The 22,445-nt window shown below is 53.9% G+C and carries 20 protein-coding genes; 17 read left to right on the top strand and 3 right to left on the bottom strand.

All coding sequences use genetic code 11. The features are described from left to right. Genes secF through LBQ97_01935 form a run of 12 tightly spaced genes read left to right on the top strand, consistent with a single transcriptional unit; the run spans position 1 to position 12,521 of the window. Positions 1-933 (top strand): protein translocase subunit SecF, encoded by a 933-nt coding sequence (gene secF / locus LBQ97_01990; protein ID MDR1831489.1) that lies wholly within the window; start codon positions 1-3, stop codon positions 931-933. Positions 934-971: 38 nt separating this feature from the next. Next, a complete protein-coding gene (alr, locus tag LBQ97_01985) occupies positions 972-2,078 on the top strand; it encodes an alanine racemase (GenBank protein MDR1831488.1) in 1,107 nt (368 codons plus the stop codon). A gap of 1 nt (position 2,079) precedes the next feature. Further along, positions 2,080-3,255: a class I SAM-dependent rRNA methyltransferase gene (locus tag LBQ97_01980; protein MDR1831487.1), complete on the top strand. Its 1,176-nt coding sequence runs from the start codon at positions 2,080-2,082 to the stop codon at positions 3,253-3,255. Between the two features lie 15 nt (positions 3,256-3,270). After that, the gene (locus tag LBQ97_01975) at positions 3,271-3,795 is read left to right on the top strand and encodes a CvpA family protein (GenBank protein MDR1831486.1); all 525 of its coding nucleotides are present in this window, start codon (positions 3,271-3,273) and stop codon (positions 3,793-3,795) included. Positions 3,796-3,819: 24 nt separating this feature from the next. Then, positions 3,820-4,890 carry an LptF/LptG family permease gene (locus LBQ97_01970; protein MDR1831485.1) on the top strand — a complete coding sequence of 357 codons (1,071 nt, stop codon included), beginning with the start codon at positions 3,820-3,822 and terminating at the stop codon, positions 4,888-4,890. Positions 4,891-4,894: 4 nt separating this feature from the next. Beyond that, a complete protein-coding gene (locus LBQ97_01965) occupies positions 4,895-5,983 on the top strand; it encodes an LptF/LptG family permease (GenBank protein ID MDR1831484.1) in 1,089 nt (362 codons plus the stop codon). Next, a complete protein-coding gene (locus LBQ97_01960) occupies positions 5,983-7,212 on the top strand; it encodes an insulinase family protein (protein MDR1831483.1) in 1,230 nt (409 codons plus the stop codon). Before LBQ97_01965 ends, LBQ97_01960 begins: the two co-directional genes overlap by 1 nt. Continuing rightward, positions 7,209-7,658, top strand: coding sequence for a dUTP diphosphatase (dut, locus tag LBQ97_01955; GenBank protein ID MDR1831482.1), 450 nt, complete (start codon positions 7,209-7,211; stop codon positions 7,656-7,658). Before LBQ97_01960 ends, dut begins: the two co-directional genes overlap by 4 nt. Positions 7,659-7,712: 54 nt before the next feature. After that, positions 7,713-8,774 (top strand): rod shape-determining protein RodA, encoded by a 1,062-nt coding sequence (gene rodA, locus LBQ97_01950; GenBank protein ID MDR1831481.1) that lies wholly within the window; start codon positions 7,713-7,715, stop codon positions 8,772-8,774. A gap of 1 nt (position 8,775) precedes the next feature. After that, complete coding sequence (locus LBQ97_01945) at positions 8,776-9,693, top strand: RluA family pseudouridine synthase (GenBank protein ID MDR1831480.1); 918 nt, start codon at positions 8,776-8,778, stop codon at positions 9,691-9,693. 21 nt (positions 9,694-9,714) lie between these two features. Further along, the gene (locus LBQ97_01940) at positions 9,715-11,367 is read left to right on the top strand and encodes a phosphoenolpyruvate carboxykinase (ATP) (protein MDR1831479.1); all 1,653 of its coding nucleotides are present in this window, start codon (positions 9,715-9,717) and stop codon (positions 11,365-11,367) included. A 14-nt stretch (positions 11,368-11,381) separates the two neighbouring features. After that, entirely contained in the window at positions 11,382-12,521 is a 1,140-nt protein-coding gene (locus LBQ97_01935; protein MDR1831478.1) for a metallophosphoesterase, read from the top strand. Here the strand turns inward: LBQ97_01935 and LBQ97_01930 are convergent. Genes LBQ97_01930 through LBQ97_01920 form a run of 3 tightly spaced genes read right to left on the bottom strand, consistent with a single transcriptional unit; the run spans position 12,518 to position 15,515 of the window. Further along, on the bottom strand, positions 12,518-14,071 hold the full coding sequence (locus LBQ97_01930; GenBank protein ID MDR1831477.1) for a tripartite tricarboxylate transporter permease: 1,554 nt from the start codon (positions 14,069-14,071) through the stop codon (positions 12,518-12,520). The genes LBQ97_01935 and LBQ97_01930 overlap by 4 nt on opposite strands. 13 nt (positions 14,072-14,084) lie before the next feature. Beyond that, positions 14,085-14,531 carry a tripartite tricarboxylate transporter TctB family protein gene (locus LBQ97_01925; protein ID MDR1831476.1) on the bottom strand — a complete coding sequence of 149 codons (447 nt, stop codon included), beginning with the start codon at positions 14,529-14,531 and terminating at the stop codon, positions 14,085-14,087. Positions 14,532-14,570: 39 nt separating this feature from the next. After that, a complete protein-coding gene (locus LBQ97_01920) occupies positions 14,571-15,515 on the bottom strand; it encodes a tripartite tricarboxylate transporter substrate binding protein (GenBank protein ID MDR1831475.1) in 945 nt (314 codons plus the stop codon). Between the two features lie 305 nt (positions 15,516-15,820). Between LBQ97_01920 and LBQ97_01915 the strand changes: the two genes are divergently transcribed. The 5 genes from LBQ97_01915 to LBQ97_01895 are packed head-to-tail and all read left to right on the top strand — an operon-like array spanning position 15,821 to position 22,337. Then, the gene (locus LBQ97_01915; GenBank protein MDR1831474.1) at positions 15,821-16,060 is read left to right on the top strand and encodes a KH domain-containing protein; all 240 of its coding nucleotides are present in this window, start codon (positions 15,821-15,823) and stop codon (positions 16,058-16,060) included. Positions 16,061-16,064: 4 nt separating this feature from the next. Continuing rightward, positions 16,065-16,610 (top strand): ribosome maturation factor RimM, encoded by a 546-nt coding sequence (rimM, locus tag LBQ97_01910; protein MDR1831473.1) that lies wholly within the window; start codon positions 16,065-16,067, stop codon positions 16,608-16,610. Next, entirely contained in the window at positions 16,600-17,367 is a 768-nt protein-coding gene (trmD, locus tag LBQ97_01905; GenBank protein ID MDR1831472.1) for a tRNA (guanosine(37)-N1)-methyltransferase TrmD, read from the top strand. Before rimM ends, trmD begins: the two co-directional genes overlap by 11 nt. Beyond that, a complete protein-coding gene (locus tag LBQ97_01900; protein MDR1831471.1) occupies positions 17,357-17,920 on the top strand; it encodes an RNA methyltransferase in 564 nt (187 codons plus the stop codon). Before trmD ends, LBQ97_01900 begins: the two co-directional genes overlap by 11 nt. Positions 17,921-17,939: 19 nt before the next feature. Next, on the top strand, positions 17,940-22,337 hold the full coding sequence (locus LBQ97_01895) for a PolC-type DNA polymerase III (protein MDR1831470.1): 4,398 nt from the start codon (positions 17,940-17,942) through the stop codon (positions 22,335-22,337). Positions 22,338-22,445: the final 108 nt, after the last annotated feature.

Raw genomic sequence — 22,445 nt, 5'->3', positions numbered from 1 at the left:
ATGAAATTAAAACTGATCGAACACAAGAAAATTTATCTGCTGATTCCCACGGTCTGCGTGATTTTGGCGTTGGCAGCCGTATTTTTCAAGGGGCTCAACTACGGGATCGACTTTTCCGGAGGAAATCTGTTCCAGGTGACTTATGAAAAGCCCGTGACTTTGGCCGCCGTCAACGAATCCCTGGACAAGCTCGGGGACAAAATTCCCCAGATGAGCTCCAACAGCCGGAAAACCCAGATATCCGAAGACAGGATCATCATTTTGCGTTCCCAGGAGATCAGCGAGGACGAAAAGGAAACGGTTTTGGAAAATCTCAAATCCCAGGGGAACTACAGCATTGACAAGATCGAAAAAGTCGGGGCCAGTATCGGGGAAGAGCTCAAATACGCGGCGCTCATCTCCCTTGCGGTCGGATCCGTCCTGATCGTACTCTATATCACGTTCCGCTTTGAATTTATCTTTTCGATAGGCTCCATTGTGGCCCTGTTGCATGACGTGATCCTGGCTCTGGGGCTCGTGTCCATCCTCGGCTACGAGGTCAATACGCCCTTTATCGCGGCGATCCTGACCATCGTGGGCTATTCCATCAACGACACGATCGTTATCTTCGACCGGATCCGGGAGAATCTCGCGAGCCGCAGACGGAGCCGCCTGACCATCGAGCAAATCATCGAAAACAGCGTGGACCAGTGTCTGCGCCGCTCCATCAACACGTCGCTGACGACGCTTTTCGCGGTCGTGGCGCTTTTGATCTTCGGCGGAGATTCTCTGCGAACCTTTATCGTGGCCCTTTTGGTCGGCGTGACCTGCGGCGCGTACAGCTCCATTTTCGTGGCGCCGCTCATTGTTTATCTCTTGGGTCGCAGAAAGAATTCCCTGGAAAAATTCGATGAAAAAGAAAAAGACGAGGCCGAGGAAAAAATTCTCGTATAAGGCCGTCCAAAGTAACGTCTAAATATGAAGGAGAACCTATGAGGGTGTGGATTGAAATCGACGCGGACCATCTGAAAGCAAATCTTGATAAAATAAGGGGATTATGCGGAAAGCGCGAAATCATAGCCGTTGTGAAATCCAACTGCTACGGACTGGGCGCGGTGGAAATGGTCCGGAAATTGTCGGAATTCGGCGTCCGGGTATTCGCGGTCGCCAACTATGAAGAGGGACTCGAGCTCGTCCAAAGCGGGGTCAAGGCCGAAATTCTAGTCCTCGGGGCCATGTTTGAGGATGAGATCAAAGCGGCCGTGGCCCGGGGCTTTCATGTCAGCGTCAATACCATGGATGAGCTGCGTTTCATCCGGGAAAATAAGCTGCCGGCCAAGATCCAGCTCAAGGTCGATACGGGCATGGGCCGGGTGGGCTTTGTGCCAGGGGAGTTTCAGACGGCCTGGGATTACTGCGTTGAGGCGGGGCTGGACGTCACCGGCGTCTACTCGCATCTGAGCTCAGCCGACGTCATGACCAGAGAGGCCCACAGCCACACGCTCAGGCAGATCGCCCTTTTCCGGGAGCTTTCCCGGGGAAAGGACGTCCGCTACAGCCACATTTTCAACAGCGGCGGCATTGTCCGCTATTCCAAGGTCATCGAGGGCAACGCCGTCAGGCCCGGGATCTGCATGTACGGCATGCTGGGCAATGAAAAGATCACGGGCTTCAAAAGCGTATTCGCCATGAAAGGACGCGTGATCTACAAGAGAAGCGTGAGCGAACGGACATATATCTCCTATTCCCGGACCGCTTACGTGGAGCCCGGAGATACGTTCGCGACGATCTCCGTAGGCTATGAGGACGGGCTCCGGCGGGATTTCTCCAACAAGACCGACATCCTGATCAAGGGCGTCAAATGTCCGGTAGTAGGCAACATCACCATGGACATGACCATGGTGAAGCTCCCTCCCGAGATCGCGCAAAAAGTAGGGGTCGGAGAAGAGGCGACGGTCTATACCGACGAACTCATCGGCGACATCAAGAGCCCCAGCGCGTGCAGCTGGGAGATCATGACCGGCATCGGCCGCAGGGTCTACCGGGTGTACTACGAGGGGGGAAAACCCTACAAGACCGTCAAATGGATCAGTGAATGACATGGGAATCGCGGTTCTTTTGCCGGGCAAGGAAAAAAAGATACTCAATTTTTATCCGAATATCTACGCCGACGAGATCGGAAAGCTCACGGGGGATCCCGGGCCGGGCGAGATCGTCACGGTCACGGACCGGGAAGGGGCCTTTATCGCAAAGGGCTACTACAGCCCCGAAAGCGCCGCGGTCATCCGGGTTTTGACGCTGGATGAGCGGAAAATCGACGGGGCCTGGTTCACGGAAAAAATCGCCGCCGCCTTTGAAAGGCGACGGGAGCTTTTGTCAAAGACGAACTGCGTCAGGGCCTTTTACGCCGAAGGGGACGGAATCCCCGGACTGATCATCGATTATTTCGACCGCTATGTCTCGATCCAATTCAGAAACCATGGCGTCGAGGCCTTCCGGGAAGACATCCTGAGGGCCGTCAAAAAAGCGCTCAAACCCCTTGGAATCTACGAAAAAAGCGATATTGAGATCCGGATCAAAGAAGGGGAACGGGGCGGCGAAGGCGTGCTCTACGGGGAGATTCCCCCGCGGATCCTCATGGAAGACCGGGGCGTCCGCTATGCCATTGATCTCGTAAACGGGCAAAAAACGGGGTTTTTCCTCGATCAGCGGGATTCCCGGGCCTTTATCAGCCCCCATATTAGCAAAAAGACAAAATTTCTCGATGTGTTTTCGAGTTCGGGCGGATTTTCCATGAGGGCGCTGGCCGACGGCGCGGCCAAGGTCGTCGCCATCGACAAGGACGCTCACGCGCTGGAGCTTGCCCGGGAAAATTACGCGCTGAACGGATTCACCGGCGAATTCCGGACCCTTGAGGGGGACGCCCTGGGCCTTTTGCAAAGCCTTTCGCAAAAAAGCGAAAAGTATGATATAATAACCTTGGATCCGCCTGCCCTCGTCAAGAAAAAAACCGACGTCCCCAGAGGGAGGGACATCTTTCTGGCCCTTTGCGGAGAGGCCCTGAAGCTTCTGGAAAAAGACGGGATCCTGGGCGTGATGAGTTGCGCCTATTATATCACCTTGCAGGATTTGCTGGAGGTGACAAGAATGGCCGGTTCCAAAAACCGGAAGACCCTCGCGGTTCTCGGGGTCAATTACCAGCCCGCGGATCATCCCTGGCTGCTTCAGATTCCGGAAACGCTTTATTTAAAAGCATTATGGGTGAAAATCAACTGACATAGAGGAGGAAAAATGTATCTGGACATTTTCGTGGTCATCGTGTTGTTATTGGCGCTGATCCTGGGGTTCCGGAACGGAATCTTCATTGAGTTCCTTTCGGTCTTCGGATTTGTGGCAAGCTTTTTCCTGAGCAAGAAACTGACGCCGGTATTCGTGCAAAAAATGGGACTGGACACAGGAAAAAACGGCGACGTGATCTCTTACGCCGTGGGGTTTTTCATCTGTCTGTTTTGCATTACGATCATCATCCAGTTTCTGAAGCGGATCTTTGAGGGGGACAAAGGCTTTGTCATCCGGCTCCTGGGCGCCATCGCGGGCGTCCTCAAAGGCGTTTTCGTCGTTTCCGTATTTTTATTGATCCTCAATATCCTGAGCGACTATTTTGAGGTTGTCAAGACTTACACGAAAGACAGCAGGGCGAATCAGATGTTTGTGGATACGATCCCTTCCCTCGAAAAATATCTGCCGGCCATCGTCAACGAAAAATTGAACGAGATCCGGAACAAAAAATTGGCGGACAAACTGAGCAGGCTGTGATTTGTTCCGTAAAGGGAGCAAGGAATGAAAATCATCGACCGATATATCCTGGAAGAGGTGAAGATGCCGATTTTATTCGGGATCTCCCTTTTTACGTTTATTTTTATCATCGAAATTATCGTAACCATGATGGAAAGCATTATCGTCAAAGGCATATCGCTTTTGGACATCCTGCGGATGCTGTCCTTCTACCTGCCGCCGATCCTGGCCCAGACGATTCCCATGGGGCTTTTTCTGGGGATCATGATGACTTTTTCAAAATTCACGCGGACAAGCGAAGTGACGGCCATGTACGCCGGGGGCGTCGACCTCAGGACCATCCTCAAGCCCGTACTTTTGCTCTCGGTCGTCGTGACCCTCTTTATTTTCTTCCTCCAGGAAAGCCTTGTGCCCCGCTCGTTCAAAAAACTCCAGTACCTGACGGCCAAAATGGCCTACGAAAATCCTGTGTTCAACCTGCAGGACAAAACCTTTATCGACGAAGTGGAAAAATACAACCTTTACATAGACAGAATGGACAAGACCACGGGGACCGCCAAAGGGGTGCTCGTGTTCCAAAATGAAAAGAAAAACAAATACCCGACGGTTTTGATCGGTAATGAAGCCTACTGGAAGGAATCCTCCATGATCATCACGTCTTCAAAATTTTACACCTATGACGACGACGGCAGAGAGAAACTCCGGGGGGAATTCCGGGACAAAAGCGTTCCGCTGACCGCGTATTTCGGCTCCATGGCCATCAAGATCAAAGACATCGAGGCCATGAACATTCGCATGATTCTCGAAGAGATGCGGCAATTGAAGGGGGCGGCAAAACTCCCCTACCGGGTGGAAATCCACAGAAAGATCGCGCTTCCGCTGTCAACGCTGATGCTGGGGCTTCTGGGCGTACTCCTTTCCGTGGGGCATCATCGCAACTGGCGCGGGACCAGCTTTTCCTTCAGCCTTGTGATCATGTTTGTCTATATCGCGATCCTCAACATGGGCATGGTTTTGGCGAACAAAGGGAAAATCCCGCCATTTTTGGGCGTGTGGCTCCCCAACGTTATCCTGCTGGGCCTGACCGCGGGGATGTATCGCAGGAAGAGCAGGTGAGGCCGTGAAAATCATTGACAAATACTTGAGCAAAAATTTCATCCGCTCCTTCGCCATAAGCCTCGTCGCCTTTATCGGGATCTTCATCATCAGCCAGCTTTTCAAGATCATGCGCTATGTGAGCGAAGGGCGCTTTACGGCGGCGGAAGCCCTTACCTACATCGTGTCCATGCTGCCCAAGATCGTAATCGACGTGACGCCCATCGCGGTTTTGCTTGGTTCTCTTTTGACGATCAGCACTATGGCCGCCAACCTTGAGATGATCTCCCTCAAGACCTCGGGCGTCAGCTTCCGGCGGATCGTCCTCTTTCCGATTTTGATCGCCTTCCTGATCTCCGTCGGGGTTTTCGTGATCAATGACAGGGTCTACCCGGGGGCGATTCGGGAAAATTACCGCCTGCGGAGCTCCGGCGACCGAGACGGGCTCCAAAAGGTCGTCACCACAAAAGAGCGGGCCTTTGTGCGGGGCGAAAAGGGCGGCCATATCTATTATATGGGGAAGATCAACCGGATCACCGGCGAAGGGGAAAATATTGTCATTATTGACTTGAATAAGGACTTCAACAAACGGGAGCGCATTATCCTGGCGCCCCGGGGGAGTTACAATTTCCGGGACGGCGTCTGGGAACTGGAGGAAGCCAAAATTTACCGCGGGGAAGAAGCCCGGGCGGAGGAACCCGCCGGGATCTTCCGGGATGAAAAATATACGGAAAAGCCGGATCTGTTCATTACCGAAGACGTCAATCCGAAGACGCTTTCCATCGCGCAGCTGAAAAAGGCCGTGCAGGCCGCCAAGACCACCGGAAGCGATACGCGGCAGATCATGGTCGAGCTGGGGAAACGCTATTCCTTCCCCTTCAGCAGCTTCATCTGCGTATTTCTGGGCCTTGCCCTCGGGAGCCGCTATGTCAGGAGCACGTCGGCCATCAGCATCGCGCTCTGTCTTTGCTTCGGCTACGGCTATTACGTTGTGCAGGGGATATTCGAATCTTACAGCAAAAACGGCATGATTGACGCCTTTGTGGCCGGCTGGATCCCCAATATCCTGTTTTTGCTGGTCGGCGTCTATTTTATGAAAAGGGCGGAATATTGATGAAAAATCTCAAAGTGACAAAACTCCAAAACGGCATTACCCTTCTGATGGAAAGAATCCCGGGCGTTGAAAGCGTCTGCCTCGGCGTCTTCGTCCGGACGGGCGCCGTCTATGAAAAACCCGAAGAAAGCGGCGTTTCCCACTATCTTGAGCATATGATGTTCAAAGGCACGAAAAAGCGGACGGCAAAGGAAATTTCGGAGGCCATCGACCGGGAAGGGGGCATGATCAACGCCTACACAAGCAAGACCAAAACTGTATATTATGTGAAGATGCTGCCGGAGACGATCAAAACCGGAATCGACATTCTCTCCGATATTCTGACCCGCTCCATTTTCCCGCCCGAAGAGCTCGAAAAGGAAAGAAACGTCATTATCGAGGAAATCCATATGTACGAGGACATCCCCGAGGAGACCATACACGATGAAAACGCGCGCTTCGCGCTGGCCGGAGTCTACGGCAACTCCGTGATCGGGACCGAGGCGAGCCTCAAAGGCATTACGGAGGAGGCCTTCCGGAAATACCATAAAGAGACCTATACGCCTGAAAACATGCTGGTATCGGTTGCCGGGAAGATCGAATTCGCGGAAATCCAGGACTGCCTGGAGCGGCAGCTCGGCAAGTACAAAAACCCTTCGCCAAAAAGAAATGTGAGCGAAGGATTTACAGTTTTGAAAAAAGAGAATATAATAAAGAAAAAGACGAACCAGATTCACCTGTGCGTCAACACCCGGGACCTTTCGATCATCGACGACAAATGGTATGTTTCGGCCGTCATCGGCAACACCATGGGCGGCGGCATGAGTTCCCGGCTTTTTCAGAAAGTGCGGGAGGATCTGGGGCTCGCTTACGCCATTTACGCCTACGGCAGCTGGTTTCCCCAGGGGGGGCTGTTTACGGTCTACGCGGGGACGACGAAGAAGGATTGGAAAAAAGTCGCCCGCATCGTCCTCGATGAGTTCAAGGCCATGAGGGAAAAAGGCGTCACGGCGGCGGAACTCGCCAAAAGCAAAAATCAGATTATGAGCGGGCTGATCTTCGGCCTGGAAAACACGAAAAACCGCATGGAGCGCATGGCCAATTCCTGGATGCTCATGGGGCGGGTCGTCCCCATCGCGGAAGTCATGGCGGAAATCCGGGCCATTACGCGAAAAGACGTCATGGCCACGGCCGAATACATGTTTGACGAAGCGTATTATTCCACGACGGTTTTGGGGGATATCCGATGAAAGAAGAAAAAATCAAAGTTGAAATCACGCGGGAACAGGGGGCGGAGCTGCCCCGCTATGAAACGGAAGGGGCCGCCGGCATGGACGTGCGGGCGCATCTCACGGCCCCGGTGACGCTCAAATCTCTGGAAAGGGCCCTGATTCCCACAGGGCTCAGAATTGCGGTACCCGAAGGCTACGAGGTCCAGGTGCGGCCCCGTTCGGGTTTGGCGCTCAAACACGGGATTACGCTCCTCAATACGCCCGGCACCATAGACAGCGATTACCGCGGCGAGGTGCGGATCATCGTCGCGAACCTGGGCGCCGAAGACTTTGTGATCCAACCCGGGGAGCGGATCGGCCAGCTTGTCCTGAACAAAGTGGCGCAAATCCGCTGGACGGAAGTCGAAACCCTGGACGCCACGGCCCGCGGAGACGGCGGATTCGGCCATACGGGCACGCGATAGGAGGGAGGGCCTGTGCTGCGAAACAGCAAAAACATCTTTAAACGGGTCAAAAAAATGAACCATCTGTTGTTGTTGAACGCGCTCTTTATTTGCGTCATCAGCCTCGCGACCATTTACAGCGCCACCATCACGAGGACTTCGCTTTTTTTCCGGCGGGAGGCCCTGTGGCTGGGGATTTCCGTCGGGGCCTACATTCTCTTTACGCTGATCGATTATAAAAAATACGGAAAATACTATAAGGTCATCTACGGCTTTAACCTGCTTTTGCTGATGTCGGTCTACGTCATCGGGATTTCCCGCAAAGGCGCCTACCGCTGGGTCGCCTTGGGACCTTTTACGGTGCAGCCTTCGGAATTCGCGAAGCTTTTTATCATCCTGACGTTTTCGGAATTTCTCGTGAGGAATTACCGGGAACGCTTTGACGGCGTCAAGAGCCTTTTCCTGGCGGGCCTGCATATCCTGCCGGTCTTTCTTTTGATCCTCCGGCAGCCGGATCTGGGGACTTCCCTGGTGCTCATTGTGATCTACGTCGTCCTCGTCTTTATCCACGGCATCGACTGGAAAATGATCGCCCTGATGGTGGCGGGGGCCGTGGTTTCCGTCCCGCTCGTCTATCTTTTCGTCCTCAAGGACTACCAGCGGGAGCGGATCCTGACATTTTTGAATCCCGAAAGCAACATCAGCGACAGCGGCTGGAACGTGATCCAGTCCATGATCGCCATCGGTTCCGGCGGCGTCTACGGCAAGGGCTTCATGAACAACACCCAGAGCAAACTCCGTTTTTTGCCCGAATCCCATACGGACTTTATCGGTTCCGTTTTCCTTGAAGAACGGGGTCTCGTGGGCGGACTCATTCTCCTGGCGCTCTACCTGATCCTGATTTTTCAGATCCTGCAAGTCGCGGATACGACGGAAGATCCCTACGGCAAACTCGTCTGCTATGGCATCGCCTCGATTTTCTTTTTCCACGTGGCGGTCAATATCGGCATGATCATGGGCGTCATGCCTGTTACGGGCCTGCCTTTGCTCTTTATGAGCTATGGCGGAAGTTCTCTGCTTTTTTCCTTTATGATGCTGGGGATCGTCCAGAGCGTCAAGATTTATCGCGGGGAATAGAATGGAATTCACGATCGACGAAAAGTATGAAAACGCGCGCTTTGACCGGTTTTTGCGCAACCATTTTCCGGATACGCCTCTGGACGCCATTTTTAGAGGGATCCGGAAGGGTCTTGCCCGGGTGAACGGAAAAAAGGCCAAAGAAAACTATCATCTGCGCAGAGGGGATCAGGTCAGCGCCGATTTTACAGGCGCGATCGGAAACAAGGCCGAAGGAAGTGAAAAAAAACCGCCGGCGGAGAAAGAACTTCCGCGCGGGGTCATGAGCTGGGCCGAAATCCAAAGCGGGATCGTCTTTGAAAATGACGACATCCTCGTCTACAATAAAGCGCCGGGAGTCGTGATGCACAAGGGTAGCGGTCATGAAGTAGGCCTTTCCGAGCTGATCAAGAGCTATACGGAAAATCCCGAGTTCAATTTTGTCAACCGCATCGACAAAAGCACCTCGGGCCTCGTCCTGGGCTCGAAAAAGCTTACGGTCACAAGGGCCCTCTCTCAGGATATTCGCCGACGGGACATCACGAAGCGCTATTACATCCTGGTCCACGGGGAGATCGCCGAGCGGCATTTTACGCTCAGGAACTGGCTCAGAAAAGAAGAGGAGCGGGTCGTGGTCCTGCCCGGAGCGGAACCCGGCGCCAGGGAAGCCGTCAGCCATTTTCGGGTCTTACGCAAAAGAAAGGGCCTGACGCTCCTGGCGGGAGAGCTCGAAAGCGGACGGACCCATCAATTGCGGGTGCAACTGGCGGCAAGGGGGAACCCTGTCGTGGGAGACGGAAAATACGGAGAAAAGGAAAAGGGGGAGACGCTGTATTTGTTTTCCTGTTATCTGAAAATTCCCCGATACAATCTGGAGCTGGAATTGCCTGCGCCGGAGCGGTTCATCAAGCGGATGGGGAACGAGAGGAATAAAAAATAAATTTCTATGAGGAGGCGTTATATGTCAACAATTGCGAAGTTTCAAAGAGCGGATGTAACTCAGGGAAAACGGGCGTTTTCCATGTCCCGTACCACAATTGAGACCGCGTTTTACGGAAACAACGTGGTGAAAATGAACGACATCGGAAAGGCATACGAGATGGCAAAGGCTGCGGTAGGGACCATTGAGACGGATATGCCGGTCTATAAGCCGGAATCCATCGGACTTCCCGCCGACGCCAAAATCCTTTTGTTCAACGACGGGGAGACTGTCGGTCGTTTCGCGGGAGCACGAGTAATTTTGGGCGAAAAGGGCGTCGACGAGGGGGAAATCTGCAAAGTCTTGAGAGAGGCCGTCTATTTGACCAGATTTAAAAAAATGTACCACACCCAGGCCTATATCGGCCTTGATCCCGATTTTATCCTGCGGGCGAATCTGCTGGTTCCGGAAAATTTTGAAAACACGCTCTACAACTGGCTGCTGAATTTCCAGTACATCACGCCCTTCTACGACGAGATGTACGGGAAATCCAAACCCATAGGCGACGAGCCGGACATCTACATCGTGTCCGTACCCGATTACGTGCATCCGAAATTCCCCAACGGCCTGGCCTACTTCGATCCCGAACACAACTGCGCTTGTCTTTTGGGCATGCGCTATTTCGGCGAACACAAGAAAGGAACGCTGACGCTGGCCTGGAGCATCGCCAACCGCAACGGCTACGCCTCCTGTCACGGCGGCCTGAAGCGCATCGTGCGCAAAGACAAAAAAGCCCACGTATTGGGCGTATTCGGGCTGTCTGGCTCCGGAAAATCCACGCTGACCCACGCCAAACACGGCGGTAAATACGATGTGACCGTGCTTCATGACGACGCCTATATCATTTCCTCCGAAAACGGCTCCACCGTGGCCATGGAACCCACGTATTTCGACAAGACCCAAGATTATCCGCTGACCTCTCCCGACAACAAGTTTTTGATTACGGTGCAGAATGTGGGCGTGACGCAGGATATGGAAGGCAAGAAAGTCATTGTGACCGAGGATATAAGAAACGGCAACGGCCGGGCCATCAAGTCCAAACTCTGGGCCGCCAACCGCGTCGACAAAATGGAAGAACCGATTAATTCCATCGTATGGCTCATGAAAGACCCTTCGCTGCCGCCGGTGGTAAAACTGACGGATCCGACGCTGGCCTCGGTCATGGGGGCCTGTCTCGCGACGAAACGGACGACAGCCGAAAAGCTGGCCGAGGGGGTCGATCCCAACGCGCTGGTCTTCGAGCCCTACGCCAATCCTTTCCGGACGTATCCTTTAGGCGAGGACTACAAGAAATTCAAGTATCTCTTTGAGGTAAGGGGAGTCGCCTGCTATATCCTCAATACGGGACATTTCCTCGAAAAGAAGATCCCCAAGGAAACGACCATAGACATCATCGAAAAAATTGTCGATGAAACGGCGGCATTCAAGGCCCTGGGTCCCATAACCGAGATCGAGACCATGGATATCGAGGGTTTCGTTCCCGATTTTTCCAGCGCCGACTATCTGAAGGTTTTGAAAGGTCAGTTCCAGAGCCGGGTCGACTATCTCAATTCTCTCGAAACCTTCAAGGGGGGCAGAGACGCGCTGCCGGCGGAAGCCAGAGCGGCCATTGAGGGGATTTTGAAACGGTTCTAAGGAGGTTTGCCTCTTTGTTTATTCTGCCAGTGGTCATATTGCTCTTGATGAATATTTATGTCTTTATCCGGGGGTGGCAAGTCCTTCCGGGGGGCCCGTTGTTACGGGCCCTCTACGTTGTTTTGTACTGGATTGCCGCCCTCTCTTTTTTCCTGGGCCGCTATGTGGAAACGCGATTTCCGCCCTTCACCGGGACGGTTCTCGCCTGGGTCGGCTCGTTCTGGATCGTGGCGCTGATCTATTTTTTTCTGGCGGCGCTTTTTATTGACTCCTTGCGCCTCGCGAACCACATCCGCCCCTTTTTCCCCGCGGCCCTAAGCCGGAACCCGCTCCGGGCAAAACACCTGACGGCGCTGATGGTTTCGGGAATTGTGGGGATAGCGGTCCTCGGCGGGCACATCAATTCCCGTATTCCGCGTATCCGGGAGCTGGAATTTACCGTGGACAAGGCGGCCGGCGGGCTTACGAAACTGGATATTGTCCTGCTGTCGGACCTGCATCTGGGGATCCTCATCGGGCGGGCGCGTCTCGGAAAGATCGTCGATAAGATCAACGAATTGCATCCCGATGTGGTGCTTATTCCCGGCGACGTGGCGGACCGCGGCGCCGAGCCTGTGATCCGGGAGGACATGGGGGAGGAATTCAAACGGATCAAGGCCCTTTACGGCGTCTATGCCTGCACGGGAAATCATGAGTTTTTCGGGGGCGTGCAAAAGACCGTCGACTATCTTCGCGCGCACAAGGTAAATATGCTGCGCGACGACATCACAAAAATCGCCGACGCTTTTTACGTGATCGGACGGGAAGATCGTTCGGCCCCGAGGCGGGGGTTTTCACGAAAAGGGATCGCGGAGCTTATGGCGGGGGTCACGGAGAACCTCCCGGTCATCGTCCTGGACCATCAGCCCTATGAGCTGGGGGAGACGGCCGCGGCGGGCGTTGACGTCCAATTTTCCGGCCATACCCACTACGGGCAGTTCTGGCCCGTCAATCATATCGTGAAAGCCCTTTATGAAGTCGCCTGGGGCTATAAAAAAATCGGAAATACGCATTTTTACGTGACAAACGGGGTCGGGACCTGGGGCCCGCCCGTGCGGATCGGAAACCGGCCGGAAATCGTGCGGATCCGATTGAAATTCCGCCCCGCGCCTTAATCCGCTGTCCGGACCGGATCGTCCCCGGTTTCGTCGGGGATATCGCCGCCGGCTTTTTCAATGGACGTCTTTTCCACTTTGTTCATAAAGAGCGGGGAGAAGATCCCCAAGACGCATAAAATAATCAAAATCCAGCAAAGGGGCGTCGAGAACAATATCCCGGGATTGCCGCCCGAAAGGAGCAGCGAACGCCGCAGGCCCTTTTCTCCGATGGGCCCCAGGATCAGCGCCAGCACAATGGCGGCGGGGTTGAGGTCAAATTTTCGGATGAAATAGCCCAATACGCCGAAGATCATCATGATCACAACGTCGATAAAGTTCTTGTGGATCGCGTAAGCCCCCACAACGCAGAGTACCGAAACGCTGGGGATCAGAATCGCGTCGGAGAGCCGGGAAATCTTGGCGAAGCCCCGGCAGCCCAGCATGCCGATACCCAGCATAAAGAACTGCACGAGCACAAAGCCCGCGAAAAACGTATAGGTCATGGCCGCGTGCCGCGTAAAAAGCTCGGGTCCCGGTTGCAGACCCTGGATGATGAGGCCCCCCATGAGGACAGCCGTCACCGATTCGCCGGGGATCCCCAGCGTCAGCATGGGAATGAGCGATCCTCCCGTTACGGCGTTATTGGCGGCTTCGGAACCCGCCACGCCTTCGATGGAGCCCTTGCCGAACTCCTCCTTGTGCTTGGAGAACTGCCGGGCGTTGTTGTAGCCCATGAAGCAGGCGATGGAAGCGCCTGCGCCGGGCAGGATTCCGATCAGGTTGCCGATGATCCACGAGCGGATGATGGTCGGCGTGATCCGCTTCATCTCGGACTTGGACAGCGTGATCTTGTCGCTGAATTCCGTCGCTTTGGCGCGCTCCTTGATGGCCTTTTCGGCCAGGATCAGCGCCTGAGACATGGAGAAGAGCCCGATCAGGGCGCAGGTGGTGTTGATGCCCTCATAGAGGGACGACTGGCCGAACATGAAGCGCTGCACCCCTTCGAGAGGGTCCATGCCGATCGTCGAGAGAAGGAGCCCCAGAGCTCCCGACATCAGTCCTTTCAGCATGGATTTTGTGGATACCCCGGCGATAATCGTGAGCCCGAAGAGCGACAACCAGAAATATTCCGGGGATTTGAATTTCATGGCCAACTGCGCCAGAGGCGGCGCGAAGAAATACAGGCTGATGCAGGAGAGCAGCCCTCCGAAAAAGGAGGAAATGCAGGAAGTGGCAAGAGCCTTGCCCGCTTTGCCCTTGAGCGTCATCTGATAGCCTTCGATGGCCGTTGCGGCCGAAGCCGGCGTCCCCGGCGTGTGGATCAGGATGGCGGAAATGGACCCGCCGAAAATCGCGCCGCAATAGATGGCCCCAAGTACGATGAGACCCGTGGCGGGCTTCATACTGAACGTGAGCGGCAGCAGAAGCGCCACGCCCATGGCGGCGGAGAGACCCGGCAGACAGCCGATCACGATGCCGATGGCGGTGCCCGCCGCCATGGCCAAAAGGTTTATGGGGGTCAAAGCGTTGATGAAGCCCGCTCCCATCAGAGATAAGGTATTCAGCATGGGTTGACCTCCTTTACCCGAAAAGCATCCCCGCGGGCAGATGTACGCCCAAAAACAGGGTAAACGAACAATAAATGAGACAGATCAGCGCGGCGTTGGTTAAGAGGATCTGCCAGCGTTTGATTTTCAGAAAGATCAGACTCACGGTGACAAAGGCCACGGTGGCGATATAAAAGCCGACGACATAAATGAGGATCAGATAGAGGACGATCATCACGAGAAGCGGGATGAACTGCCCGGGCAAAAATCCCTCAAAGACTTCGGCCAGGCCTGAGGAGACGCCTTTTTTCTTTGCGTCTATCAACATTTTGACCACATAGCCGGTCGTCAGCAAAAAAAGCATCAAAAGAATAAAGAGCGGGTAGGTCTGCGCCTCTTTCTTCAGGCCCAGCGTCAGCGCGAAAAACAGCGCGCAGACGGCGTACATGAAGGCGACGACGCCGATATCCGTTTTTTTCATAAGCAATGCCTCCTGTTTACTTTGGAAGGGCAGGAACGCTTACTTCCAGATATCTTCGAGACTTTCCGCGAAGGCCTGCTGTTGTTTGATGATCTCGCCGGTCTGCTCGGGGTTGAGGTAGTTTGTCTCAATGCCGGCGGCTTTGGCCGCTTTCAAGTAGTCGGGATCCTCCATGGTCTTCCGGAAGGCTTCCGCGTAAAAATCAATGATTTCCTTGGGCGTTCCCGCGGGAGCCACGATACAGCGGGAGGAACCGAGCCATTTGTCGTAATAGCCCAATTCGCCGATGGTGGGGGCGTCCGGGTATTCGGGGAGCCGCTTCGCGTCAAAGACGCCAAGGACCTTGACTTCGGACTTGAAGGCCGCGAAGTCGGCCACTTTGGCCACGGAAAACTCCACTTCCTGCTGCCGGAGGGCCAGCAACTGGTCGGCGGTGCCGCCGTAGGGGATGTCCACATACTTGAAGCCCGCAGTCACGGCCAGCATTTGCGCGCCGATATGGTTGGAGGCCTTCTTTCCGTTTGTGGAGGCCTTCAGTTTGCCGGGATTCGCTTTGGCGAATTCGATCAGTTCCTGGATCGTGTTGAATTTGGACTTGGCGTCGACCAAAACGACTGAGGTTTCCGTCACGTGGTTGCAGATGGGGATGAAGCTGTCGATCGTGTAAGCGCCTAATTTTTCCGTGATGGAAGAATTGAAATTGGGCAGGTTGAGAAATCCGATCGTATAGCCGTCGGGTTTGGATTTGGCGATCCGCGTCCAGCCGATGGAGCCCGCGCCCCCCTCGAGATTGTCGATCACGAGGGTCTTTCCCACATATTTTTCCGCGTGGGAAGTCAGTACACGGGCGGTACTGTCTGTTCCGGTTCCGGCCTTATAGGCCACGACAACCGTCACGTTTTCCTTGGGTTTCCATTCTCCGGCAGATACGATGGTAGCCGCCAAAGCCAGCGTTGCAAGCACAGAAATCAATACTTTTCTCATATAATTTCACACTCCGGTTATCTTGATGTTTTTTTATGGATTTCTACGATATTACAATGAAAAGGGGAAAAAGTCAAGGGGAGACGCGAAAATCTTTCGCCGGAACGGGAAATGTGACAAACGTTCTATTATAGAACAAAACTATACTAATTTCAACTATGAATTAAAATCAACAAACAAAGACGCTCCCATAAAATCGGCGCGCGTGAAAAGGCGGCTCTGTTTTTTGAATTTTCCCTTGAACATTTTCCTGAAAACCTTTATAATGGAAGGGACAACAGGAAAACTACTATGAAGGAGGATCGATGGAAAGACTGGAAGATTTGCTCGCCTACATTATCAAAGAGCTCGTCGAGAAAAAAGATCAGGTCAAGATCGAATACGACGCTGTCGATGACAATGTCACATTTCGCGTAAACGTCGCCAGGGGGGAAATGGGAAAAATCATCGGGAAGAACGGCCTGACCGCCAATACCATCAGGGGAGTGATGCAGGCGGCAGGGATCAAAGACAAGCTCAACATCAACGTGGAATTCATCGACTGAGATCATGGACTTGATAGAAGTTGGAAAGATATGGGCCAGTCACAATTTGCGGGGTACCGTCAAAGTCATCAGCACATTGGACGACATTTCCTTCCTGATCGGAGAGAAGGTCGTCGTGAAAAAATACAAAAGCGACGAAATCGTCCTGACGGTACGGTTTTTGAAACAGACAGCGCCGGACAAATGGATCATGGACTTTGAGAACATCTCGACCCGTGACGGGGCGGATTCTCTCCGGAACGGCATCATCAAAGTTCGGAAGGAACTGGCGCCCGGAACAGAGGAAGAACGGCCGGACAACTACCTCCATATGGAGGCCATAGACGACGAAACCGACGAAAAATTAGGGGTGGTGGCGGATTTTTTCGCCGCGCCCACGTATACGATCCTCGTGATCGAAGACGAAAACCACGAGATCATGGTACCCGCCATCGACCACTTCATCCGGAAGGTGGACAGGGAGAAGAACACGCTGCGCGTGACGATCCTTGAGGGCATGATCGAAGAAAAAAACCGGAAGAAACGGCAGCGGAAAGAACATGAGATTTAATGTATTGACGCTTTTCCCGGGCCTTTTTGAGGAATTCCGGCGCGAAAGCATCATCGGTCGGGCCATGGAGCAAAAGCTCATCGATATCCGGGTGATCAACATCCGGGATTTTGCCTGGGACAAGCACAGACAGGCCGACGACGTCCCCTTTGGCGGAGGGGGCGGCATGGTCATGAAGCCGGAGCCCCTCTTGCGGGCGCTGGCGACCTTGTCGGGAAAATTGATTTATACGAGCCCCCAGGGCGTGACGTTCACGCAGAAACTGGCGGGAGAACTGGCGAAAGAAGAGGAAATCACCATTATCGCGGGTCATTATGAGGGCATCGACGAGAGGGTTCTCGAGCGGACCCGGCCCCTGGAGATTTCCATAGGCGATTACGTCCTGACCGGAGGGGAACTTCCGGCCATGGTTATTATGGACGCCGTGACAAGGCTGGTGGACGGCGTCATCAAGAAAGAATCCTATGAGCGGGACTCTTTTTATGACGGGCTCCTGGATTTTCCGCAGTATACCAGGCCCTGCGAATATGAGGGCCAGGTCGTTCCGGAAGTGTTGATTTCCGGCCACCACAAGAATATCGAGTGGTGGCGTCTGAAAGAGAGCCTGCGGCGAACCCGGAAAAAGAGGCCCGACCTCATTTTGCGGCGGACATTTTCCGAGCTCGAAAAAAAACTCTATGAGGAAATCCTGAGGGAAGAGCGGGAAAAAGCTGACGCGGAAAGCAAGCGGACGGAGGACGAAAGCGATGCGAAATAATCTTTATGTGGCCCTCGTCCATTATCCGGTCTACAACCGAAAGCACGAGGAAGTCTGCACTTCGGTTACCAACTTCGACATCCACGACATCTCGCGGACATGCCGGACTTACGGCGTCAGGGAATACCATCTGATCATTCCCGCCGATGCGCAAAAAGTCCTGACGGAGCGGATCATCTCCTATTGGCGGGAGGGCGCCGGCGGCAACTACAACAAAAACCGGGGGGAAGCCTTCGGGATCACCAGGGTTACCGGCAGCATCGAGAAGCTCATTCACCGGATCACGACGGAAAACGGGGCGGCCCCCGTGATCGTGACGACCTCGGCCCGGACCTTCACGGGATCCACGAGTTATGAGGCGCTGGCGAAAGCCATCAGGAATGACGAAAGGCCCTATCTCATTCTCTTCGGAACCGGCTGGGGCCTGACGGACGCCGTCATGGACATGGCGGACGTGATCCTTGAGCCCATCCGGGGCAAGTCGGAGTACAATCATTTGTCGGTCCGGGCGGCTGCGGCCATTATCCTGGACAGACTGCTGGGAGAAGCGTAGAAAAGAAACGGGAGGAAACATGAGCGAATTTCAGAGAGTAATCATTCCGCAGGAGAACCTGTTCAGCCAGATGGGGATCCGGAATGTCTATGTGGATAAAATCATTTTTTATGAAAAAAACAAACGGATGGATCTCGTCTGCGACGTCGTCTCGCCCAAATTTTTAAACGAAGTGGAGCTGATCTACGACAAGGTCCGGAAAAAATGGCAAGACCTCGAAATCGATTTCAAGATCCGGTACCGGGAAGGGAATTTTACGCCCGGGGACATCAAGGATATCGTTGAAAGGGCCATCAAACGGCTCAAGAACAAAAACGCGACCTCGAGGACTTTTTTATATTTCTACCGGATTTCCACGGAGCAGTCCGGGGAAAAATTTACCGTGCATTTGCAGCTGAACAACGAGCTCGCGATCAAGACGCTGAAGGAGATGCGCATCCAGTCGAAGCTGGAAGAGATCATCAGAAATTTTGGCGTCCCGGAGATCGAGGTCTGCCTTGACTTGGGGGATTTTTCCAAGGAAGTCAGCGAAATCGTGGATCTTTCCGACGCCAAGCTCAAGGAGCTGGAGGAGGAAGCGGAAAAAAGCAATATCGTCAATATCGGCGATATGCCGAAGAAAAAGGAAAAAAGCGTATCCTTCGGCGCCGCTCCCGCTCAGGGAAAAAGCGCCCCCTTTTGGAAAACCAACGACGGCGGAAAGGGAAAACGGCTCCAGGCGGAGATCAAGGGTTCCGTGATCCCCATCGACGAATATTACGCCCTCGATCCAGGCGACGAAGGCATTGTCGTCCAGGGGAAGGTCTTCCACTATGAGACCCGGGAAACGCGAACCGGGCGCATGATCGCCACCATCGGCATTACCGACGAAAAAAATTCCATGATGGCCAAATTCTGGCTGTCCCCCAATCTGGATACGGATTTTGCCGCCATGAAATACGTGAAACTCAGCGGAACGAAAAAAATCAACGACAATAGCCCCGACAAGGAGCCTGAATTTTGGGCTTCCTCCATCAATCCCCTCACGTTGGGCGAAGAAAAGAAGACCGATACAGCGCCGGAAAAAATGGTGGAGCTGCACACCCACACAAAAATGAGCGAAATGGTAGGTGTTTGCGACGCGGGGGAATTGATCCAACGAGCGGCCGAATACGGGCATAAAGCCATTGCCATTACCGATTACGCAGTCGTTCACGCCTTTCCCCGGGCATATAAAGCGGCGAAGGAAAAGGGAAAAGACTTCAAGCTCATTCTGGGCTGCGAGATTTCGCTTGTCAACGACGGGGAAAACATCATCCGGAATCCCAAAGACATCGACTTTGAAGAAGAAACCTTCGTCGTCTTCGACCTGGAGACCTGCGGGCTCAATGAGCACGAAAACCCCATTATCGAAATCGGCGCCGTAAAGCTCAAAGGTACCCGGATTGTCGATCGCTTTTCCCGCTTTGTAAACCCGGGACGCCCCATTCCGCCAAAGATCCAGGAACTCACGGGCATAACGGATCAAATGGTCGCCAATGAACCCGCGATCGACGAAGTGCTGCCGGCCTTTCTGGAATTTGCCGGGGACGCCACCATGGTCGCCCACAACGCGCCCTTTGACATGGGCTTTATTACCCGGGACGCCAAAAAGATCCTCGGGATCGATTTCCGGCCCTCGGTCATGGATACGTTGACGTTAGCCAAGGCCATCTATCCGGGCCTCAAATCCTACGGACTGGGTCCCCTCAACAAGCTCCTGGGCCTTTCGCTGGAAAATCACCACAGGGCCGTGGACGACGCCCAGGCCACGTCGCTGATGTTCACGATCTTCCTGGAAAAATACCGGGAAAAGGGCGTAAAAAATCTCCTGGACTTCGACGGGGCCTTTCCGAAGAACATCAAGAACGCCGAATGCTACAACTGCGTCCTGCTTGTCAAAAATAAAACCGGCCTCCGGAACCTCTATGAGCTGATTTCGCTGGCCCACACGGACTATTACGGCAACAGAAAGCCCAAAATCCCCAAAACCCTTTTGCAGGAAAAACGGGAGGGCCTCCTCGTGGGTTCGGCGCTGACGGCTCACAATCTCAATTACGGAGAACTGACCGCCCATTATCTGCACTATGACTTTGAAAAGGCCGCCGAAAGCGTCAGCTTCTATGATTACATCGAATTTCTCCCCATGGGAGCCTACGCAGAACTGGTCGACGACAGCGGAAGCGGCGTCATGAAAGATCTCACGGACGTCATGGACATGGACCGCTGGTTTTACCGCCTCGCCAGAGAGCACGAAATTCCGGTGACCGCTTCCTCCGACGTTCACTATCTCAACGAGTCCGACGCCATCCTCAGAAGCGTTCTCGTCTACGGCGGCGGGACGGCCTACAAGCCCGAATCCTATATGACGGACAACAAATTCTGGTTCCGGACGACCGACGAGTTGCTTGCCGAATTTTCCTGGCTCGGCGAGGAAACCGCCCGGGAGATCGTCGTCGCCAACACAAACCGGATCGCCGGTTTAATCGAGGACGTGCGCCCGATTCCCGAGGATTTTTTCCCGCCGAAAATCGAAAACGCCGAAAAAATCATCAAAGAGATGACCTATGAAAAGGCGCACCGGATTTACGGGGATCCTCTGCCCGAGGTCGTTTCCGAACGGCTCAAAAAAGAGCTCGACGCCATCATCAATAATGACTTCGCCGTGCTCTATCTCTCGGCCCAGAAACTAGTGAAAAAATCCCTTGACAACGGCTATCTGGTCGGTTCCCGGGGATCCGTGGGCTCGAGTCTCGTGGCCTATATGATGGGCATTACCGAGGTAAACGCCCTGTACCCCCACTACATCTGCGACAATCCCGACTGCAAATATTCGGAATTTACCGATAAAGCGGGCTGCGGCGTCGATATGCCCGAGAAGATCTGCCCCAAATGCGGAAAACCGCTCCGGAGAGACGGATTTACGATTCCTTTCGAAGTCTTCATGGGCTTTGACGGCGAAAAGACCCCCGATATCGACCTCAATTTCTCGGGCGAATACCAGAGCGAGATCCACCGCTACTGCGAGACGCTCTTCGGACGGGAAAACGTGTTCAAGGCGGGAACCATCTCCACCCTGGCCGCGAAAAACGCCTACGGCTACATCAAAAAATATTATGAGGAAAACAACATCCCCATCGAGCGCGCCCATATCGAACGGCTCGCGAAGCTCATCGAAGGGGCGAAAAAGACCACGGGCCAGCATCCCGGCGGCATGATCGTGCTGCCCAACGACGTGAGCATCTACGAGTTCTGCCCGGTCCAAAAACCGGCCAACGACCAGACCAGCGATTCCGTCACGACCCATTTTGACTACCACGAAATGGAGGACCAGCTCGTCAAGCTTGACATCCTCGGTCACGATGATCCCACGACGATCAAGCTCCTGCAGGAATACACGGGCGTCGACGTCTATGAGATCCCGCTGACGGATCCCGAGACCCTGAAGATTTTCCGGGGTACGGAACCCTTGGGGGTCAAAGGCGACGACATCGGATCCGATATCGGGACTTACGGGATACCGGAATTCGGCACGGATTTCGTCATCAAGATCCTCAAGGACACAAAGCCCCGGACCTTTACGGAACTGGTCCGGATCGCGGGTCTGTCCCACGGGACGGACGTCTGGCTCAACAACGCCCAGGAGCTCGTCAAGAACGGGACCGCCACCCTTTCAGAGATCATCACGGTCCGGGACGACATCATGAACTACCTGATCGACTGCGGCATATCGAAGCAACAGGCCTTTGACATCATGGAATTCGTCCGGAAGGGAAAGCCTTCCAAAGATCCGGCCAAATGGGAGAAACATTCGGCGGAAATGCGCGCCAAAAACGTCCCCGACTGGTATATCGAATCCTGCCGCAAGATCAAGTACATGTTTCCCAAGGGGCACGCGGTGGCCTACGTCATGATGGCCATGCGGATCGCCTATTTCAAGGTCCATTATCCCCTGGCCTTTTACGCGGCGTATTTCTCAAGAAAGGCCGAAGATTTCAACTATGAGCTGATGCGGGACGTGGGGGCCGTCAAAGAGCAAATCAAGGCCCTGCGCAGGGAAAGCAACCTTGACGCCAAGAAAAAGGCCACGCTCACGGTTTGCGAAGTCATTGTGGAAATGAACGCCCGCGGCTTCTCCTTCCTCCCCATAGACCTCTTCAAGTCCGACGCGAAAAAATTCGTGCCTGAGGAAGGAAAAATCAGATTCCCCCTGATCGCTCTGAACGGTCTCGGCGAATCGGCCGCCACAAAGATCGTCGAGGAGCGCTGCAAGGAAGAATTTTTATCCTACGAGGACCTCAGAAAAAGGACGCAGCTGTCGGGCACGATCCTCGACAAACTCCGGAAATTGGGGTGTATTGGCAACTTGAGCGAATCGAATCAAAAGTCTCTTTTTTGAGAAAGTGAAAAAAAACGCAAAAAATTGGCGTTGGGGGCTTGAAAAGATCGTAAAATATGGTATAATAATGAAAGATGTTTAATGTTGTATGGTTACGCGCTGGTACCG

The organism is Fusobacteriaceae bacterium (assembly GCA_031272775.1).
Lineage (GTDB): Bacteria > Fusobacteriota > Fusobacteriia > Fusobacteriales > Fusobacteriaceae > JAISST01.
This window is presented reverse-complemented; position numbering and strand designations above follow the sequence as displayed.

Excerpts from the sequence above, each read along its gene's own strand:
- secF (MDR1831489.1), top strand. The coding sequence starts at position 1 with ATGAAATTAAAACTGATCGAACACAAGAAAATTTATCTGCTGATTCCC.
- alr (MDR1831488.1), top strand. The coding sequence starts at position 972 with ATGAGGGTGTGGATTGAAATCGACGCGGACCATCTGAAAGCAAATCTT.
- LBQ97_01980 (MDR1831487.1), top strand. The coding sequence starts at position 2,080 with ATGGGAATCGCGGTTCTTTTGCCGGGCAAGGAAAAAAAGATACTCAAT.
- LBQ97_01975 (MDR1831486.1), top strand. The coding sequence starts at position 3,271 with ATGTATCTGGACATTTTCGTGGTCATCGTGTTGTTATTGGCGCTGATC.
- LBQ97_01970 (MDR1831485.1), top strand. The coding sequence starts at position 3,820 with ATGAAAATCATCGACCGATATATCCTGGAAGAGGTGAAGATGCCGATT.
- LBQ97_01960 (MDR1831483.1), top strand. The coding sequence starts at position 5,983 with ATGAAAAATCTCAAAGTGACAAAACTCCAAAACGGCATTACCCTTCTG.
- dut (MDR1831482.1), top strand. The coding sequence starts at position 7,209 with ATGAAAGAAGAAAAAATCAAAGTTGAAATCACGCGGGAACAGGGGGCG.
- rodA (MDR1831481.1), top strand. The coding sequence starts at position 7,713 with ATGAACCATCTGTTGTTGTTGAACGCGCTCTTTATTTGCGTCATCAGC.
- LBQ97_01945 (MDR1831480.1), top strand. The coding sequence starts at position 8,776 with ATGGAATTCACGATCGACGAAAAGTATGAAAACGCGCGCTTTGACCGG.
- LBQ97_01940 (MDR1831479.1), top strand. The coding sequence starts at position 9,715 with ATGTCAACAATTGCGAAGTTTCAAAGAGCGGATGTAACTCAGGGAAAA.
- LBQ97_01930 (MDR1831477.1), bottom strand. The coding sequence starts at position 14,071 with ATGCTGAATACCTTATCTCTGATGGGAGCGGGCTTCATCAACGCTTTG.
- LBQ97_01925 (MDR1831476.1), bottom strand. The coding sequence starts at position 14,531 with ATGAAAAAAACGGATATCGGCGTCGTCGCCTTCATGTACGCCGTCTGC.
- LBQ97_01920 (MDR1831475.1), bottom strand. The coding sequence starts at position 15,515 with ATGAGAAAAGTATTGATTTCTGTGCTTGCAACGCTGGCTTTGGCGGCT.
- LBQ97_01915 (MDR1831474.1), top strand. The coding sequence starts at position 15,821 with ATGGAAAGACTGGAAGATTTGCTCGCCTACATTATCAAAGAGCTCGTC.
- rimM (MDR1831473.1), top strand. The coding sequence starts at position 16,065 with ATGGACTTGATAGAAGTTGGAAAGATATGGGCCAGTCACAATTTGCGG.
- trmD (MDR1831472.1), top strand. The coding sequence starts at position 16,600 with ATGAGATTTAATGTATTGACGCTTTTCCCGGGCCTTTTTGAGGAATTC.
- LBQ97_01900 (MDR1831471.1), top strand. The coding sequence starts at position 17,357 with ATGCGAAATAATCTTTATGTGGCCCTCGTCCATTATCCGGTCTACAAC.
- LBQ97_01895 (MDR1831470.1), top strand. The coding sequence starts at position 17,940 with ATGAGCGAATTTCAGAGAGTAATCATTCCGCAGGAGAACCTGTTCAGC.